Raw genomic sequence first — 17,549 nt, 5'->3', positions numbered from 1 at the left:
CGAGCCTATGGAGTCGCCGCCGGTTGTCCAGCCGCTTCGCACCATCCATTCGTCATCAAACGTGCAAACAGGGGCGATCGCGCGGAGACGGAGAATGACGCCTGCAACTGAACGGCGGACCACTCCACCACTATCGCCGGCCGCTCACCCGCCCGAGATGGTGGACACTTCGAAGTCACATATCGGCCTTCAGTGCATCATGTGCGCGGCATAAAAAAAGGGGAGCCATCGGCTCCCCTTTTTCGCATCCGGCGAAGGCGCTCAGCCTCCGGTTTTCCCACCGGAGCCGGAAGTACCCGAGCCCGTCGCCGTGCCGGTGGTCGCACCGGTGGCTGAACCGGCCCCGCCGAGGGCGGACGAGGCGGATGACGTGCCGCTGGTCTGACCCGCCGAATAATCCGAACGTCCCGTGCTGCCGGTGCTGCTGCTGCTCCAGCCGCTTCCACTGCCCGTGGCGGTGGTCCCGGTGGCATGAACCCGCAGGTTGTTCTGCACGTGGCGAACACCGGAGATGTCGTCGCTCAGGTCCTCTGCGCGGCGCTTGGCCTGCCGGCTGTCCACCGTGCCTTCCAGCGTGACCTCGCCGTCCTTCACATTGACGCGGATGTGGCTCGCGTCGAGGCGCCAGTCGTGCGTGAGCACGTCGTTCACGTCCTCCTTGATGCGCTCATCCGAACGGGTGTAGTCGGAAGGCCCGCGCCCGCGATGGTCTTCCTCGCGGCGGCGCTGCGCATCTTCGTTGCCGAACCAGCTCGCGATCTCGTCGCCCGCGCGTTCAAGGAAGCCGCGGCTCTCCCCGTACTCGCGCCAGCCGCCATAATCGTTGCTGCCGCCCCAGCTTCCCGGGCCGTAGCTGGGCCGGTAGGAGCCGCTGGAGCGCATGCCGCCTGACAGCCCGGCCCGGCCGGATGAGAAGTCCCGGCCGCCGTAATCCTCGCTGGTGAAGCTGGAGAAATCGTTGCCACCGCTCGCGTCGTAGTCACGCGCAGGGTAGCGCGAGCCGGTGTCGCGGTCACCCGAGAAGCGATAGCTTTCGTTCCTGCCGCCGCGGCTTTCCTCGTGATCGGACCTCGCGCCGTACCCGGGGCGACGGCTGCGCGGTTCGCGGTCGGACCAGCGATCCTCGCCGCGGAAACGGTTCTCGCCATGGCTGCGTCCCCCACGATACCGGCGGCCGAAGTCGCGCGAGTCATCGCGGGACCCTTCATCGCTGCGGTAACGGTTATCCTGCCAGTCGTTACTCTCCCAGCCGCCGCCGGCCTGGCGACCCATGTCCCCTTGCCACTGATTGGCCTGCCGCGACGAACTCCAGTCGTGGTCCTCACTGTGGTAACCTCCGGTCTGGCGGTCGCCTGTGCTGGTGTCACGTCGATTCATCGAATCTCTCCTTGAAGACAAGTACAGGGCACATCCGACAAAGCCGCCTGAAGCAGGGGCCCTCTCTCATGCGCATGCTACTTCAACGGCAGGTAAGGCGGTTTGATCCACTGTCCGCCCCGGGAGCGAGGGCATCCGTCGCAAGACGGCACATCGCGTGGTCATTTCGGGCGTGGCCGGACATGGTTCCTGCTGGCAATACCCTTCACTTCATGGGAAGAGGGAACAGTTAGGCGCGCTGAGGTTTGCGCTCCGATGCCGGGGCACGGGTACGCTCCGCCGGCGACGCAAAGGGACTGAACAGGGGTAATGGCGCAAAGCGAGAGCAACGAAGCCGGGTTCATGAAACTCGAAGGTGATCTCGCGCGCCGTATTGCCGCCTTTGACTGGGCCAGTACTCCGGTTGGCCCGATCGAGACATGGCCGGTGAGCCTGAGGCACACGATCGCCATGATGCTGCCGTGCCAGGTGCCGTTGGTCCTCCTCTGGGGTCCCGAAGGCGTCATGATCTACAACGACGCCTATGCCCAGTTCGCCGGCGAACGCGACAATCGCCTTCTCGGCTGCAGAGTTCTTGATGGCTGGGAAGAGGTCGCAGAGTTCAACGCGAACGTGATGAAGGTCGGCCTGGCGGGCAAGACGCTCAGCTATCGCGATCACGAACTCACGCTTCACCGCAACGGCAGGCCGGAGCAGGTCTGGCTCAATCTGGATTATTCCCCGGTCCCCGGCGACGATGGGAAACCGGCCGGCGTCCTCGCCTTCGTGGTGGAAACGACGGAGGCCTACAAGGCGCGGGCCGCGCTTGAGGAGAGCGAGGGAAGACTACGCTTCCTTGACGAACTAAGCATGGCCGTGGCGTCCTCCCGCAGCGCGACCGAGATCCTCAGCACCACGACCCGGCTCACCGCCCACCACCTTGGCCTGTCGAACTGCGCCTATGCCGACATGGACCCTGATGGCGATGGCTTCACGATCCGGGACAACTGGCACGCACCCGACGCGCCCTCGATCGTGGGGCACTACAGCCTGACAAGCTTCGGAAAGCGTGCCGTCGGCGAACTGTCCGCCGGGCGCCCCCTCATCATCAACGACAACACGATCGAAATCGCCCCTGAAGAGGCGCAGACCTTCCAGGACATCGGCATAACCGCAACCATCTGCCTTCCCTTGGTGAAGGAGGGGCGGCTCATCGCGCTGATGGCCGCACACCGCAGCGAACCGCATCGCTGGACGCCTTATGAACTCAGCGTCATGAGGGAAGTGACCGACCGATCCTGGGCGCATATCCAACGCGTGCGGGCAGAAGAACAACTGCGGGAGCGGGACGAGTATCACCGGCAGATTTTTGACGGTGCGACGAACTACGGGATCGTCGCTGCGGATCTCGACGGATGCATCACACTGTGGAACGCAGGCGCCGTCGCGATGCTCGGGTGGACGGAGCAGGAGATGCTCGGGCGTCCCATCGACGTATTCTTCACGCCGGAAGACCGGGCCGCAGGTCGCCCGGCCGCCAAACGCCGGGAGGCGCTGGAATTCGGACGTGCCCACGATGCCCGCTGGCACCTGAGCAAGACCGGAGAGCGGCTCTGGGGCCTGAGCGAGATGACCCCGCTGCGCGACGAGGCCGGCAACGCGATCGGTTTCGTCAAGCTCATGCAGGACCATACGTTCGAACACAGGGCCAAGGAAGCGCTGCGGCTCAGTGAAGAACACCTCAGGCGGGCGCAGGTCGCCGGCGGCGTGGGTCTGTTCTCCGTCGATATCATCCAGAACACAGTGAGCGGCACGGACGAGTTCTGCCGCATCTTCGGCCTGCCTCAGCAAGGCCCGATCGCCGCCGAACAGTTCGAGCAGATCATCGTCCCTGAAGATCGCCACCTGTCGTCCGACCACCTGCGCCGCAGCACAGGCGTGTCGCCTCGCGATGTCGAATATCGCATCCGCCGCGCCGACACCGGGGATGAGCGGGTCATCGAACGCAAGGCCGAGTTCGAGTACGACGCCGCTGGTCGGCCCATCCGCATGGTTGGCGCCGTTCGGGACGTAACCGAACGCCGGCGCACCCGTCAGGCCCTTGAAAAGAGCGAAGCGCAGTTCAGTGCGCTCGCGCAGAACATGCCGACGCAAGTCTGGACGGCACATGCCGACGGCTGGCTCGATTGGTTCAACGATCGCGTCTACCTCTACTCGGGCGAAGCGCACGGGGCCCTCGACGGCAATGGGTGGCTGCGGCTCGTTCACCCCGATGATCGCGCCGTGGTAGAGGAGCGCTGGTCCCACGCGGTTGCGACGGGTGCCATCTACGACACGGAACTGCGGCTGCGCGACAGCAACGGGCAGTACCGATGGCACCTCGCCCGCGCCGTACCGTTGACGCATACGGACGGCAGCATCTCGGCGTGGGTCGGCACTCACACCGAGATCGAGGCGCAGAAGCAGGCCGAGGCCGCTTACGCTCAGGACCGGAACCGGCTCTGGTCGATCAGCCGCGATCTCATGCTGGTCTGCGACTTCGACGGGGTGATTACGGCCGTCAATCCTTCGGCCGAGCGCCTGCTGGGCTGGAACGAAGGCGAGATGATCGGACATCGTATCAGCAGCTTCATTCATCCGGACGACGTCGAAGCCACGTCGAGGGAAGTAGCGCGGCTGTCCATCGGGCGGCGAACGGTGGCATTCGAGAACCGCTATCGGACCAAGGATGGCGATTACCGTCTTCTCGCCTGGACTGCCGTGCCCGATGAGCGCCGCATCCACGCTGTAGGCCGCGATATCACCGAGCAGCGGGCGGTAGAAGAAGCCTTGCGGCAGAGCCAGAAAATGGAAGCTGTCGGCCAGCTCACTGGCGGCATTGCTCACGATTTTAATAACCTGTTGCAGGGCATAAGCGGCAGTCTTGATGTCATGCAGAGCCGTCTGCAGAAAGGACAGACGCAGGATCTCGAGCGCTGGCTGACCGGCGCAAGGACCTCGGCGGAGCGGGCGGCAGCCCTAACGCACCGCCTTCTGGCTTTCTCGCGTCGGCAACCGCTCGATCCCCGTCCGGTGCAAACGAATCCGCTCATTGGTTCGATGGAAGATATGCTGCGGCGAACCCTTGGGGAGAACATCGACCTGGCTTTCGTGCTGCCGGACGATCTGTGGCTTACGCGCTGCGATCCCAATCAGCTGGAAAGCGCTATCCTCAATCTCGTCATCAACGCGCGTGATGCGATGCCGGATGGCGGAAAGCTGACCATCGAGACATGCAACGCGCGGCTCGATCATTTCCACCCCGCCCACGAACGGGACGTGAAGCCGGGTGAATATGTGTGTGTCGCGATCACGGATACAGGTGTCGGCATGAGCCGCGACGTGGCGGGGCGTGCCTTCGAACCCTTCTTCACGACGAAGCCGATCGGACAAGGAACTGGCCTCGGGCTGTCGATGATCTACGGCTTCGCGCGCCAGTCCGAAGGGTACGCACGGATCTATTCCGAAGAAGGCATCGGCACGACGATCAAGCTCTATCTTCCACGGTATCACGGTGCCGAACTGCCAGGCGAAGCGACCCACGAGATAAAGGCACCTCCACCTGCCAAGTCCGGCGAAGTCGTCTTGGTCGTCGAGGATGAAGCGGTGGTTCGCGGCCTCATCCTCGAAGTGCTCGACAGCCTCGGTTACCACGCCCTCGAAGCCGCCGACGGCCCGGCGGGGCTGGAGATCCTGCAGTCGGACCAGCGCATTGACCTGCTGATGACCGATATCGGCCTGCCGGGGCTCAACGGGCGGCAGGTCGCCGATGGCGGGCGTATTTCACGCCCGGATCTCAAGGTTCTCTTCATGACCGGCTATGCCGAAAATGCGGCCGTCGCCTCGGGCTTTCTCGAGCCGGGGATGGCCATGATCACCAAGCCGTTCGCGATGGACACCCTCGCCGCGCGTATCCGGGAGATCATCGAAGGCTGAATGTCGCTTGCTCAAGGCATCATGCGATGCCTATAGCGGCACGGCGCAGGGCGTTGTCGCAGACGCAAGTTGAAGGACAGCACAGTGCCGAACGAAGTACCCGATTTTGAAGGCATGCGAGTGCTGGTGGCCGAGGATGAATTCCTCGTCTCGATGCTGTTGGAAGAAATGCTCGCGGATCTCGGCTGCGAGGTGGTCGGACCCTACGCCACGCTTTCCGCCGCGCTCGAAGGGGCGACCGCCGGCAATTACGACGTGGCCGTGATCGACCTCAACCTTGCGGGCGAGAAGGCGCATCCGGTTATCGCTGAACTGGCCGAGCGCAATGTGCCTGTCGCCATTGCGAGTGGCGGGTTCGAACAGGGCCTTGAACATCAGCCTGCCGCCAGGCTCGATAAACCGTACAGCTCCGCACAGCTGGAAGAGGCCATGAAGCGCCTGCAAACCGCGCTGAAGGAGCGCTGACCCCCGCCCGAGACCCTGCCCGGCAGCCCCCGGCCCGACCGCCGGTGCGGCTTTCTCAGGATTTCGTCAGCACGAACGGTATCGTGACATACCCCCGCACGGCCGTGGCGAGGCCGTTGCTCATCATCGGAACCCAGCGCCACCGCCGGACCGCTTTCAGGGCCGCAGTGTCGAGGCGCGAACTGCCGCTGCTCGACGCCACGGCGATATCCTTCACCTCCCCGTCCACTCCGACAAGCACGAGAAGCTTCACTACGCCCTGTTCGCGGGCGCGGCGGGCTTCGACCGGGTAGACCGGCGGCTTCGCCGAGAGCACCCGGCTGGAGAGGTCACCGCCTTCGAGCGTGCTCGCCGCCCGACTCGACGACGGGGCGGACGGTGTTTGCGCGACGGGCATTGTGCTTTCGCGTACGGGTGTGACCTGCGCCGGTGTCGGCGGCGGCGGTGCATCCGTCATGATCTGCGTCGGACCTGAACTTGGCAGCTCGATCATCGGCTTCGTCGCCGCCGTTTCGATCATGGCAGGCTTCGGCCTCTCGAGGCGGTTTGGCTCCGGGGGCAGGGGCGGGGGCGGCGGTGTCGTGTCCAGCTCCCGCACTTCCACGACAGAAAGATGCGGTCGCTGCTCGTGCTTGCCCACCACGTTCACTGTCGCCAGCGCCCCGACCAGAGCGCCGAGCATCGCTGCGGACGCCACGACGGCAGACAGGTTCAGGCGGGCAGGACTGTAGCACGATCGCTCGGTAGCTAGACCAGCGAGAACGGGTTCGGCATCGCTCGCTGCCGCAGTGTTCCCGTACGCAAGGCGCGCTTCGGGAACGGCTGGAGAATGGTCACGCCTCTCCGGGGCAAGCACGGCAACTGTCGCCAATTGTAACCTCCAGCCAACCTCTATTGCGAGTGATTTGCATATACACTACACACGAAGCCGTCCAGAGGGACAGTAACGCGCGGGAAACAAACCCGTAGTCCTGCCCCTCTTGTCCGCTGAAGCTGAAGGAATCGAATTTGGAGACCGCCGATGCCCTTGAACGACACCCCGCGAACTCTCGGGCTGGCGGATCGGCGATCGGCGACCAACGCCATGCACTGCGCCCGAAACCGGTTGCGGACGTGAAGAAGGGCAAAAAGCGGCGCGCTTTCTGGCTCAAGCAGCTACACACCTGGCACTGGGTAAGCGCCGCAGTCTCGCTCATCGGCATGCTTCTCTTTTCCGTGACTGGCATCACGCTTAATCACGCTGCGTCGATCGGCGCGGAGCCGGTGGTCACGCAGAACGAGGGCAGACTTCCGCAAAGCCTGCTCGCAAGGCTTCCCGCCGCCGGCGGATCGACCGCGCCCCTCCCCCCGGAAGTCGCGGAGGCCGTCGCCCAGGCCGTCCACCTTGATCCGACCGGGCGCGCGGCGGACTGGTCTGGCGAGGATGAAGTCTATGTGGCGATGCCGGGTCCAGGCCGGGACGCTTGGGTCAGCATCGACCGGACGACCGGCGACGTACAGTCGGAAAGCACTGACCGGGGATGGATTTCCTACCTCAATGATCTTCACAAGGGCCGCAACACGGGCGGCGCGTGGTCGTGGTTCATTGACATCTTCGCAGGCGCCTGCCTCCTCTTCACGATCACTGGCCTGTTCCTGCTGCAGTTGCACGCCCGGCACCGTCCAACGACCTGGCCGCTCGTGGGATTGAGCCTGCTTGTCCCTTTGTTCCTGGCCCTCTTTTTCATTCACTGACGAGAACCGCGATGACACGATCGAAGATCCTACCTGCCCTGCCCCTGCTCGCCGCCGGTACTATCGCCACGCCTGCGCTGGCGGCGTCGGTCACGATCACGATCCCGCAGATCAAGGTGGCCGAGTATCACCGCCCCTACGTCGCCGGCTGGCTGGAGCCGGCTGCCGGGGGCGCCGCGCGGACGCTGTTCGTGTGGTACGACGTCAAGAAGCGCGGCAACGAGCCCGGCACGAAGTGGTTGGCCGACCTGCGCACCTGGTGGCGGAAGGGGGGCCGCTCGCTCAAGTTGCCTGCCGACGGCGTGAGCGGCGCCACCCGCGGGCCAGGCCGTTACACCGTAGCTATACCGGCGAACCTCCCCTCGGGCCAGTACGTGCTCAAGGTCGAGGCTGCACGGGAAACGGGGGGGCGCGAACTCGTCTCGGTGCCCTTCACGGTGGGTGGCAAGGGTTCCGGTTCGGGCAAGACCGAACTCGGCTCGATCACCATTCGCTGACATATCTGCATCACTCAAGGGGAACACACATGCGCCTTCGCACCATCCTGATCGCGGCCGCGGCTTCGTCCGTGCTCGCCACGCCCGCTCTCGCTCATCGCATGTGGCTTCTGCCCTCGACGAGCAACCTGGCGACCACCAAGGAGTATGTGACGGTCGATGCCGCCGTCTCCAACGACCTCTTCTACCCCGATCACGTGGCGATGGACCCTGCGCAGATATCCGTCTGGGCCCCCGACGGCAGCAAGGGCGAGATCGAGAACGCGGCAAAGGGACGCTATCGCGGCACCTTCGACGTGGCCGTGAACAAGCCCGGCACCTGGAGGATCGGCACGGAGCGCGTGTCCATCGCCGGGACGTTCAAGCTGGGCGCCGACCAGTGGCGCGTGGGCGGCCGTCGCCCCGCCGGTGCGACCAACGCCGTCGCGACGCCCGCCGAGATCCCGGCCAACGCCACGGATATCAAGCTCGCTGAAAATACCGCCCGCAACTACGTCTACGTCACCGCTGGGGCGCCTACGAAGATCGCTTTGACCGGCAAGGGCCTTGAGTTCGATCCCGTCACGCACCCTTCCGAACTGGTTGCCGACGAAGAGGCCCGCTTCCGCTTCCTCATCGACGGCAAGCCTGCAGCCGGCGTGAAGGTTACTGTAGTCCCGGGTGGCAAGAAGTATCGCAGCGCCGAGGAGGCGCAGGAACTGACGACCGGCGCGGACGGCATGGTGGCGGTGAAATGGCCGGTTGCCGGCTGGCACTGGCTCAGCGCCAGCGCGGAGGACGCCAAGCCCGAGGACAAGCGCGCGTCCACCCGCCGCATGAGCTTCACCACCACGCTGGAAGTCGTGGCTCCCTGACGAGCCTGCCATGCGCCTCGCCGTCCCTCATGAGATTGATCCGGGCTGCTTCGCCACCTGGCGCCAGGGCCTGCCGGTCATCGCTGTGGACGGCGAGACCATGGGCACGACCTGGCGCGTGCGGCTTCCCCGCAGCGCTGACCTTGACCTTCCGGGCCTGACCTCGGCGATCGAAGGGCGGCTCGAGGACATTCTGGCGCAGATGAGCCATTGGCGCTGCGATTCCGTGCTCACCCGCTTCAACGCGGCGCCTGGCGGAGAGTGGGTCGGCCTGCCGTCCGATTTCGCCCTTGTGATGGAGGCCGCGCTTGACGTGGCGGAACGGTCGGGCGGCGCCTTCGATCCGGCGATCGGCGCGCTCGTCGACATCTGGGGCCATGGGCCGGTCGGGGCAACCGGCGCGCCCACGCCCACCGGGATAGCAGCGGCGAAGGCACGATCGGGCTTCCACCATCTCGCCTTCGAGGCCCCCTCGCGGCGCCTGCGGCAGCCAGGTGGCCTGCACCTCGACCTTTCGGGCATAGCCAAGGGCTTTGCGGTGGATGCGCTCGCCGCTCTCCTGCAGGATCACGGCTACGAGCATGCGCTGGTGGAGATCGGCGGCGAACTGGTCGGTCGCGGGCTCCGGCCCGACGGAGATCCCTGGTGGGTGGACCTTGAGACACCTTCGGACATGGCAGCGCCCCTGCGCGTCGCTCTCCACCAGCTCGCGGTCGCCACCTCCGGCGACTACGTCCGGGGTCATCACACGATAGATCCGCGAAGCGGCGCTCCCGTCGAGCACGCCATGGCAGTCAGCGTCATCCATTCCTCCGCGATGTGGGCCGATGCCTGGGCCACCGCCCTCAGCGTCCATGCGCCGGCGTCGATGCGGACGCTGGCTGCCCGGGAAGGTCTGCGCGTACGCGCACTGACCCGCAGCGGAGCGACCGTGGAGGAATGGATCAGCCCTGCCTTGGAAGACATGCTGGTCCGCGAAGACGCCTCCCAAGGCGCGGCCTGATCCCGTTGAGAGCCGGCTCCGATTGCCAGCGGACGACGCCGGTGGAATAGGAACACCATGGTCATAGAGATACCCGAACTCTTCGATGCCGCCGAAGTTCGCGAGTTCCGTCAGGCGCTGGAAACTACCGATTGGAGCGACGGTCGCATCACGGCCGGGCACCGGGCCGCCAGGGTGAAGGACAACAAACAGCTTGCCCTCGATCACCCTGTGGCGCGGCAGTTGTCGGAGCGGGTGCTGAACCGGCTGTCGCAGACGCCGCTGTTCATCGCCGCCGCCCTGCCCGCCCGCGTGCTGCAGCCGCGCTTCTCGCGCTACGACGGCCACGGGCATTACGGGAACCACGTGGACAACGCCATCTTCCCCGTCCCGGGCACGGGCGAACACCTGCGCTCCGACGTTTCAAGCACGCTCTTCCTCTCGGACCCCGAGGAGTACGACGGCGGCGAACTGGTGATAGAGGACATGTTCGGCACCCGCACGGCCAAGCTCCGCGCCGGCAGCCTCATCGTCTATCCGGGGTCCAGCCTGCACCGGGTGGCGCCGGTCACGCGCGGGGTGCGCTTCGCCTCGTTCTTCTGGACCCAGAGCTTCGTCGCCTCGGCAGAAAAGCGGCGGCTGATGTTCGAACTGGACGGTGCGATCCAGTCGCTTGCCACGGACCATCCGGAGCACGCATCGGTCGACACGTTGACGCAGGTCTATCATAACCTTCTTCGCCAGTGGTCAGCGACATGATGGCGCCGCTGCCTCCTTTACAAAGCATACCGCAGGACCTGCGCACCCTTGCCGACTATGAGGCGCGGGCAAAGGCGCACCTTACTGCAGAGGCCTGGCGTCACATACAGCAGGGTTCGGGCCGGGAAATCACGCTGCGCCAGAACCGGGAAGCGTTCGATCGACTCGGCCTGCTGCCGCGCGCGCTCGTCAAGCTGAAGGGCGCCAGCACGGCGACGGACCTGCTCGGGCGCAGGCACGCGGCGCCCCTGCTCCTCGCACCCCTGGCCTACCAGAGGATCGCTCATTCCGAAGGCGAGCTGGCCTGCGTCCGTGCCGCCACTGCGCTCGACACCGGCATGATCGTCAGCACGCTGGCCAGCATTTCCCTGGAAGAGGTCGCAGCCGCGGCGCGGAGCATGGCGGCCGAACTGGGCAAAGCCGCTGCTCCGCTATGGTTCCAGCTGTACCTTCAGCCGGAGCGGGAGCACAGCCTGCAACTCGTTCGCCGTGCCGAAGCCGCAGGGTACGAGGCGATCGTCCTGACCATCGACGCCGCCCTGAAGCCGACGGGCATGACGCTCCCAAAGGGGGTGTCGGCGGTGAACCTCGCCGGGCTGCCGCAGGCCCGGCATACCGCGGCCCCCGGTGGCCAGGTCCTCTTCGGCACACCTCTGGCCGACGCCGCCCCCGGCTGGGACGATCTTGCGTGGCTCCGGCGGAATACACGCCTCCCGCTGCTGTTGAAGGGCTTGCTGCTGGGGGCGAACGCCGCGCGGGCGGTGGACGAAGGCGTGGACGGCATCATCCTCTCCAATCATGGCGGGCGTGTGCTGGACGGTCTTCCCAGTGCGCTGGACATGCTTCCAGATGTCATCGACGCAACGCGAGGAGAGGTGCCGCTGCTGCTTGACGGCGGCGTGCGGCAAGGCACCGACATCATCAAGGCGCTGGCGCTGGGCGCACAGGCCGTGCTCGTGGGGCGGCCGCAGATGCATGCCCTGGCGGTCGCCGGGCTGCCGGGCGTCGCGCATATGCTGCAGATTCTGCGCGCCGAACTCGAAGCCGCTCTCGGCCAACTGGGATGCCGCACGCCGGGCGGGTTGAGCCCCGATTGGCTGATCGCCCTTAACCGATAGCAGCGCCCCGCCCGTTTCTCACCGGTCGAGGGGCAGGCGGATGACAGATGCCGGATCATCGCGCAGCCGCAAGCGCAGGGAACCATCGGTTGGCTGATGCGGCACCGTCAGGGTCCGTCCGGTATAGCCTGGTTGAACGACGATCCCCCGAGCGAAGGCATCGTCGGCGGCAACGGCAGCGACGAGAAACAGATCCCGGCCGGCAACCGTGCATTGGCCCTTCTGCGCATCGCAGGTTACGCCCTCAAGACGCGGCAAGCGGACGAGCGTGACAAGGGGATGCCACTCGCCCGGTGCACCCTTGCCTTCGCGGACGATCCTGAAGCGGAGCGGACCGAACGTGCCCGCTGGAAGATCCGCTGCTCTCAGCGATGCAACGGCAACATCGGCGCTTTCCAGCTTCAAGCCCTTGCCCAGGGTGAGCCGGGCGATGCCCTCCTCCTGGGCGGACGCAATTTCCACCACATCGCCGCGCGCGAACGTCAGCCCCGCCTTGCCTCTTAGTGAAAACACCACCTCGCCATTGTCGGGAAGCAGGTCCTTGCCGGTAAGCGTCAGGCTACGCGCGCCCTGCGACGGCGAGCCCGGATAGATCGTGCGGGCCAGAACCTCGGCCTCGGGCCGGGCAGGCGCGTTGCGCTTCTGCACCTGGACAGGCACCATTTCCGCCGTAGCGCGGCCACGCTGCCGCACCTCCACGCTCAGCTCGCCAGACGCCGTTTCGTCGAGCGGTACAGTGACACTGAGGCGCCGCCCATCCTGGTTCTTCCACGTAAGCGGCGTCATCGAGCCATCGGCGCGCCGCAGCATCACCCCTTCGACACAGGCCGGAGCGGGACCTTCAAGCAGCAGTTCGTTGCTGCGTCCGGCGACAAGAGCGCCTGCACCGCTCACCGGCTGCCAGGCCTTGCCCCCGGGGCGCTGCAGGATGAAGTCAGGCCCGTCGAAGGGTATGAACCCCCAGGACCCATGCAGCCGTGCACGCAGATCGTCCGAGAAAGATTCCGGCAACGGGTCTCCGGAAAGCACGTAGCCGCCCTTGTCCGCGCGCGGGGTCACCGGCACCTCCACCGTCTGCCCGGAGGATGCCGTCAGCGTGACCTTCATCGCGTGCGCGAAATCCGTCGAATAGATGAGCGGCGCGCCTTCGATGGGCAGCACCGCCCCGGCAGACAGGCAGATCGGACCCTTGGCCGCGCTGCGCAGTTGAGGCGGTATGTCAGCCTCGATCGCGGGCATGGCCGCGACCATGACGGACTTGGGCTTCTGGAACGAGGGCGCGGCGTTCAGCAGAAGGGACAGCCTGTCGTCCTGCCGCATCGTCAGGCTGGCCAGATAATTGAACTGCGGGTTGCTGAAAGCCCCGAAGATGCGCGCCACGTCGCGTGCGACCGCGATGTAGGGGCTGTAATACCCGCCGCCGGCCTCCTTGGTCGCGCTGAGCCGAAGCGCCAGATCCGTGGGCGTGCCCGTCAGGGTATCGGCAAGGGAACTTGTGTGAACATCGTTCAGCACCAGCGTCTCGCGGTTCTGGACCAGGCACGATGCCTGAAGCTCGATCACCTTGAGAAGACAATCCTCCTGCAGCTTGATCGAAAGGCTGCGCGCCAGCACCGGCGCCACCGTGCGCAGGTATTCCGGTCCGCTGTCGTCCTGCGCGCGAATGGCCGCCATGAATGCGGTCAGCCGGGAGTGATCGAGCGAGGCCTGGTTGAGATCCTGGCTGGCGCGCACGAACTCGCCCGGCTTGCCGCGAACTGCGTCCTCGAGCACGCCTTCAGCGCCACCGGTCTCAGGCACCATGAGCAGCACCAGCTGCCGCGCATCGGGCGGCACGGTAAGCGTGAGGGTGTTGTCCTTCTCCTTCGACTTCCAGATCCGCGCGATGTCGATCCACTCTTCGGGCGGAGGATTGGTGGCGCCGCGCAGGAAGGCGGACATGAGCATGAAGTTCGTGCTCTGGTTCTCGGGCAGCGCCCCCCTTACGATGATGGTGTCACCGGGCGCCAGGCTCGGTACCCTCCCGATAGGCAGAGTCTGCCCCTTGCGGGTGACTTGAACCTTGAGTTCGGGGCCGGAAAGCTCGAACGGTGCCGACTGGGCCAGAGAGGTGCCGGCAGCCATCCATGCGCCCAGGGTCAGCGTTCCCGCCACTCGCCTGCGCAATCCTGCCGAGCGGCGCATTGACCATTTCTTCCGCAGCAAACCGAGATCCTGTCGTTGTTGCCTGACCAAGACGCCCCGCAATGGGCCTTAGCCTCTTCGGCTTTGCTGCATCAACCCTCGCGGCCGGATCGGCTACACCACGCGAGACAGCGCAAGGGTCACGATAAAGGTGCTACCCTTCCCCTCACCCTCACTTTCGACCCGGATCGTGCCGCCATGCAGGGCAACGAGCTGGCGAACAAGCGCAAGGCCGATGCCCAACCCTCCTTGTGCCCGCGCCTGATGCCCGTCGACCTGGATGAACATGCCGAAAATGTGAGGCAGCATGGCCTCCGGGATGCCGACGCCGTTGTCGCTGACGCGGATTTCCACGTCCCTGCCGGTCACTTGCGTCGACAGGGTGATCTTCCCACCCGAGGGTGTGTATTTGGCGGCGTTGTTAAGAAGGTTGGCGACCACTTGCGCCAGCCGCGTATGATCCGCCTCGATCATGATCGGCTCGGCGGGAAAGTCGACGGCAAGGGTATGTCCGGCGGCCTGAATGTTGTGCTGACTTCCTTCTACCGCCGAAGTCAGGATCAGGCGCAGATCCATGCGCTCGAGCCTGAGCGAGAGCTTGCCTTCGCTGACACGCGCCACGTCGAGCAGATCTTCCACCATCCGCGACAGGTGGAACAGCAACCGGCTCATCTGGGCGCGGATTTCGTCGGCCCTCTCGATGCCCCGAGGGCGGCCCAGCAGATCCAGACCGCTCATCAGGGCCGCCACGGGATTGCGCAGTTCATGGGCGAGCACGGCAAGGAAGCGGTCCTTGCGCGCGTCGGCCTCGTGCAGCGCCTTGGCGGTGGCGGCAAGTTCCGCCCGCTGCGCCTCAATCTGGCAGCGTTGGCGATGCAGATCGCAGAAAACTTCAGTTTTTACGCGCAGGGCATCGGCTACCACCGGCTTCTGGATGTAATCCACCGCCCCGGCTTCGTAGCCGCGGAAGCGCCGGAAGTTGTCCGCATCGCCGTGTGTTATGAAGATGATGGGTACGCGGCCAAGGCCGTCATCGGCCCGCATCCGCTCGGCTATTTCAAAGCTGCCCGTGCCCTGCTCCTCCACGTCCAGCACAGCCACGGCGATTTCATGCTCCTTCAGCAGGTGCAGCGCCTCTTGTGGCGAGGACGCGGTGATGAGCGCCACGTCATCAAGCGACAATATGCCTTCAAGACTGCGCAGGCTGGCCGGTCTGTCAGCCACGAGCATGACACGAACGAGCTCATGGCTGCTCGAAGCCAGGTCCACCTTCAGCGGCAACATCGCAAAGTCACCTGCAAGCCCGCGACCCCGGTAGAGGCGGGCCGTTCACACTGTCTTGTGCCATATTCGCCCGGTATCATCAGCACGCCCATCACAGCCACCCCGCAAGTGTCGACAGCGATTTCCTGCCTTCAGTGATCCCGCATGTCGAAAGGTGCTTCTTATCGGGCGAGAGATCAAGGGCTCATCGCTCCTTCACAACCATGCCGGGTGGCGACCGCATCATGTAAACGGGCGCCGCTGCGCTCATCTTTTAAGAATCACCTTGATCTATAACCAATAACGCAGGGCGATATGGACTCCATCCGTATCCGGATAGTCTTTGCACTTGAGCAGAAATTTTCTTTTCGAAAGTGGAATTAGACAGGAACTCCCTTGCCCGGTAAGCGTCTCGCCCCTTGCGTTTGCCAGACAGGATCACGTCCGACCCATGCACTCCGTTTCGACCGCCCCTTCTTCCCCTGTCGCACCGGGGCGTTGGTACACGCATCTCTATGTCCAGGTGCTCATCGCCATCACGGCGGGCGTGTTGCTCGGCCACTTCCAACCCGCCACCGGGGAAGCGCTGAAGCCGCTTGGCGACATGTTCATCAAGCTGGTGAAGATGGTGATCGCACCGGTCATCTTCCTCACGATCGTCACCGGTATCGCCGGCATGCGCGACCTCGGCACCGTCGGCCGTGTGGCCGCCAAGGCGTTCGCCTACTTCCTCTTTTTCTCGACGCTGGCGCTGATCTTGGGCTTGATCGTCGCCAATCTCGTTCAGCCGGGGGCCGGGCTGAACATCGATCCGGCCTCCCTCGATGCCAGCAGGGTGGCTCAGTATTCCCAAAAGGCGCACGAGAGCACACTCGCCGGTTTCGTCGACGCCATGATCCCGGATACGCTGGTATCCTCCCTCGCGCAGGACAACATTTTGCAGGTTCTGGTGGTGGCGATCCTGTTCGGCATTTCGCTCGCCTCCATCGGCGATCGCGGCGCGCCGGCCCTGTCGCTGCTGGAAGACATATCGGTCGTCATCTTCAAGCTGGTAGCGATCGTGATGAGGCTGGCACCGGTCGGAGCCTTCGGCGCCATGGCTTTCACCATCGGTCGGTACGGCGTGGGCAGCCTTGCAAACCTGCTGCAGCTGGTCGCCACTTTCTATGCGACGTCACTCCTTTTCGTTCTCATCATCCTGGGCGCGGTGGCCCGACTGTGCGGCTTCTCCATCCTGAAGCTGATCGCCTACCTCAAGGGCGAACTGCTGCTGGTTCTGGGCACGTCCTCCTCCGAAAGCGCGCTGCCGGCGCTGATCGAAAAGATGGAGCGGGCGGGCTGCGCGAAAGCCGTCGTGGGTCTCGTCGTACCGACGGGATATTCATTCAACCTCGATGGCACCAACATCTACATGACCCTGGCCGCCCTGTTCATCGCCCAGGCCTGCAACGTGGAACTGACACTCGGGCAGCAACTGCTGCTTCTCGGCGTCGCCATGCTCTCGTCCAAGGGCGCGGCCGGCGTGACGGGTGCCGGCTTCATCACGCTGGCGGCGACCCTTTCGATCGTGCCGTCCGTTCCGGTCGCCGGCATGGCGCTGATCCTGGGCGTCGATCGCTTCATGTCGGAGTGCCGCAGCCTCACCAACTTCGTGGGCAATGCCATGGCGACAATCGTGGTTTCGCGGTGGGAGGGAAGGCTTGACCGGGAAAAGCTCGCCGCTGCCTTGCGTGGCGATCCGCTACCCGATGCCGCCAGCACCTGAACCGCGCCCGTTGAGGTAAGCGATAATGACGGCGCGATTCTGCCGGTTCGCCTCGAAGCGCGTCAGTTCCGCATCATTGGCGAGGATCGCCGCAATGATCCGCTTGCGCCCATCCCGCCACGAGGGGCCGTCTTCGTCGAAGACGGAGATCTGCGGTGCGGCGTGCCCGGTCGAGTACTGAAGCGTCACGCGGGTCAGCATCTCGAACAGCGGGCGGCGCACCATACGGAAGAGAAGCTCCTGGAATTCGACTTCGAAGCGCCCGCAATCGCTCATCGTCGAACACTCCGGCAACCGCTCCGCCAGAACCGACAACTGGGCGCGCAGGCGCGGTTCCGTGCAACGGGCAGCAGCCGTGGCCAGTTCGTTGAACAGCAATGACGTGACGTCGAGCGCCTCCTCGTACGAGGCGGGGTTCATCCGCATGTAGGCGTGAAGCCCCCGCTCCAGAGACGCCGCATCGGGGCGGGTGTGGAGCGGCGTGCAAAATTGACCCCCTTAGCGGGGTGATCGGCGTCTAAAATTGACCCCCTTCATCTCATCATGAGAAGCGCCGCCGTTTGGGTTCCGGACGGCGGGTACAGGGATGTTGGTTGT

At 65.1% G+C, this 17,549-nt stretch carries 14 protein-coding genes; 9 read left to right on the top strand and 5 right to left on the bottom strand.

From position 1 onward, the window contains the following. Positions 1-261 precede the first annotated feature (261 nt). A complete protein-coding gene (locus C2R25_RS15250) occupies positions 262-1,377 on the bottom strand; it encodes a BON domain-containing protein (RefSeq protein ID WP_103730023.1) in 1,116 nt (371 codons plus the stop codon). Between the two features lie 342 nt (positions 1,378-1,719). Here C2R25_RS15250 and C2R25_RS15245 point away from each other — a divergent pair, with 342 nt between their 5' ends. Beyond that, positions 1,720-5,331 (top strand): PAS domain S-box protein, encoded by a 3,612-nt coding sequence (locus tag C2R25_RS15245; RefSeq protein WP_233204055.1) that lies wholly within the window; start codon positions 1,720-1,722, stop codon positions 5,329-5,331. A gap of 84 nt (positions 5,332-5,415) precedes the next feature. Next, positions 5,416-5,796 carry a response regulator gene (locus tag C2R25_RS15240; RefSeq protein WP_233204053.1) on the top strand — a complete coding sequence of 127 codons (381 nt, stop codon included), beginning with the start codon at positions 5,416-5,418 and terminating at the stop codon, positions 5,794-5,796. A gap of 55 nt (positions 5,797-5,851) precedes the next feature. Here C2R25_RS15240 and C2R25_RS15235 read toward each other — a convergent pair whose 3' ends face one another. After that, the gene (locus tag C2R25_RS15235) at positions 5,852-6,667 is read right to left on the bottom strand and encodes an energy transducer TonB (RefSeq protein WP_233204051.1); all 816 of its coding nucleotides are present in this window, start codon (positions 6,665-6,667) and stop codon (positions 5,852-5,854) included. Positions 6,668-6,885: 218 nt separating this feature from the next. Between C2R25_RS15235 and C2R25_RS15230 the strand changes: the two genes are divergently transcribed. The 6 genes from C2R25_RS15230 to C2R25_RS15205 are packed head-to-tail and all read left to right on the top strand — an operon-like array spanning position 6,886 to position 11,740. Then, positions 6,886-7,530, top strand: coding sequence for a PepSY-associated TM helix domain-containing protein (locus tag C2R25_RS15230; protein WP_369825715.1), 645 nt, complete (start codon positions 6,886-6,888; stop codon positions 7,528-7,530). 11 nt (positions 7,531-7,541) lie between these two features. Further along, on the top strand, positions 7,542-8,027 hold the full coding sequence (locus tag C2R25_RS15225) for a DUF2271 domain-containing protein (protein ID WP_103730020.1): 486 nt from the start codon (positions 7,542-7,544) through the stop codon (positions 8,025-8,027). A 29-nt stretch (positions 8,028-8,056) separates the two neighbouring features. Further along, complete coding sequence (locus tag C2R25_RS15220) at positions 8,057-8,881, top strand: DUF4198 domain-containing protein (protein WP_103730019.1); 825 nt, start codon at positions 8,057-8,059, stop codon at positions 8,879-8,881. 10 nt (positions 8,882-8,891) lie between these two features. Beyond that, a complete protein-coding gene (locus tag C2R25_RS15215) occupies positions 8,892-9,884 on the top strand; it encodes an FAD:protein FMN transferase (RefSeq protein ID WP_199183852.1) in 993 nt (330 codons plus the stop codon). 57 nt (positions 9,885-9,941) lie between these two features. Further along, on the top strand, positions 9,942-10,622 hold the full coding sequence (locus tag C2R25_RS15210) for a Fe2+-dependent dioxygenase (RefSeq protein WP_103730018.1): 681 nt from the start codon (positions 9,942-9,944) through the stop codon (positions 10,620-10,622). Continuing rightward, positions 10,619-11,740 carry an alpha-hydroxy acid oxidase gene (locus tag C2R25_RS15205; protein WP_103730156.1) on the top strand — a complete coding sequence of 374 codons (1,122 nt, stop codon included), beginning with the start codon at positions 10,619-10,621 and terminating at the stop codon, positions 11,738-11,740. The genes C2R25_RS15210 and C2R25_RS15205 overlap by 4 nt, the downstream gene beginning before the upstream one ends. Positions 11,741-11,758: 18 nt before the next feature. On the opposite strand, the gene C2R25_RS15200 is transcribed toward C2R25_RS15205, so the two are convergent. Both C2R25_RS15200 and C2R25_RS15195 read right to left on the bottom strand, forming a co-directional pair. After that, on the bottom strand, positions 11,759-13,924 hold the full coding sequence (locus C2R25_RS15200) for a hypothetical protein (protein ID WP_103730017.1): 2,166 nt from the start codon (positions 13,922-13,924) through the stop codon (positions 11,759-11,761). A 114-nt stretch (positions 13,925-14,038) separates the two neighbouring features. After that, a complete protein-coding gene (locus C2R25_RS15195) occupies positions 14,039-15,208 on the bottom strand; it encodes a hybrid sensor histidine kinase/response regulator (RefSeq protein WP_103730016.1) in 1,170 nt (389 codons plus the stop codon). Positions 15,209-15,638: 430 nt separating this feature from the next. On the opposite strand from C2R25_RS15195, the gene C2R25_RS15190 reads away from it, so the two are divergent. Then, positions 15,639-16,952 carry a dicarboxylate/amino acid:cation symporter gene (locus C2R25_RS15190; RefSeq protein ID WP_103730015.1) on the top strand — a complete coding sequence of 438 codons (1,314 nt, stop codon included), beginning with the start codon at positions 15,639-15,641 and terminating at the stop codon, positions 16,950-16,952. Here C2R25_RS15190 and C2R25_RS15185 read toward each other — a convergent pair. Further along, entirely contained in the window at positions 16,929-17,372 is a 444-nt protein-coding gene (locus tag C2R25_RS15185; RefSeq protein WP_233204049.1) for an FCD domain-containing protein, read from the bottom strand. The genes C2R25_RS15190 and C2R25_RS15185 overlap by 24 nt on opposite strands. Positions 17,373-17,549: the final 177 nt, after the last annotated feature.

Origin of the sequence: Novosphingobium sp. HII-3 (assembly GCF_002916655.1) — a bacterium.
In the GTDB taxonomy this organism is placed as follows: Bacteria; Pseudomonadota; Alphaproteobacteria; order Sphingomonadales; family Sphingomonadaceae; genus Novosphingobium; species Novosphingobium panipatense.
Note: the sequence above shows the minus strand (reverse complement) of the source record. Positions and strands in the feature narration are given on the sequence as shown.

What these genes read in the sequence shown, in the direction of transcription:
- C2R25_RS15215 (WP_199183852.1), top strand. Translation starts at nt 8,892, where the DNA reads ATGCGCCTCGCCGTCCCTCATGAGATTGATCCGGGCTGCTTCGCCACC.
- C2R25_RS15185 (WP_233204049.1), bottom strand. Translation starts at nt 17,372, where the DNA reads ATGAACCCCGCCTCGTACGAGGAGGCGCTCGACGTCACGTCATTGCTG.
- C2R25_RS15205 (WP_103730156.1), top strand. Translation starts at nt 10,619, where the DNA reads ATGATGGCGCCGCTGCCTCCTTTACAAAGCATACCGCAGGACCTGCGC.
- C2R25_RS15200 (WP_103730017.1), bottom strand. Translation starts at nt 13,924, where the DNA reads ATGCGCCGCTCGGCAGGATTGCGCAGGCGAGTGGCGGGAACGCTGACC.
- C2R25_RS15190 (WP_103730015.1), top strand. Translation starts at nt 15,639, where the DNA reads ATGCACTCCGTTTCGACCGCCCCTTCTTCCCCTGTCGCACCGGGGCGT.
- C2R25_RS15250 (WP_103730023.1), bottom strand. Translation starts at nt 1,377, where the DNA reads ATGAATCGACGTGACACCAGCACAGGCGACCGCCAGACCGGAGGTTAC.
- C2R25_RS15220 (WP_103730019.1), top strand. Translation starts at nt 8,057, where the DNA reads ATGCGCCTTCGCACCATCCTGATCGCGGCCGCGGCTTCGTCCGTGCTC.
- C2R25_RS15225 (WP_103730020.1), top strand. Translation starts at nt 7,542, where the DNA reads ATGACACGATCGAAGATCCTACCTGCCCTGCCCCTGCTCGCCGCCGGT.
- C2R25_RS15210 (WP_103730018.1), top strand. Translation starts at nt 9,942, where the DNA reads ATGGTCATAGAGATACCCGAACTCTTCGATGCCGCCGAAGTTCGCGAG.
- C2R25_RS15245 (WP_233204055.1), top strand. Translation starts at nt 1,720, where the DNA reads ATGAAACTCGAAGGTGATCTCGCGCGCCGTATTGCCGCCTTTGACTGG.
- C2R25_RS15195 (WP_103730016.1), bottom strand. Translation starts at nt 15,208, where the DNA reads ATGTTGCCGCTGAAGGTGGACCTGGCTTCGAGCAGCCATGAGCTCGTT.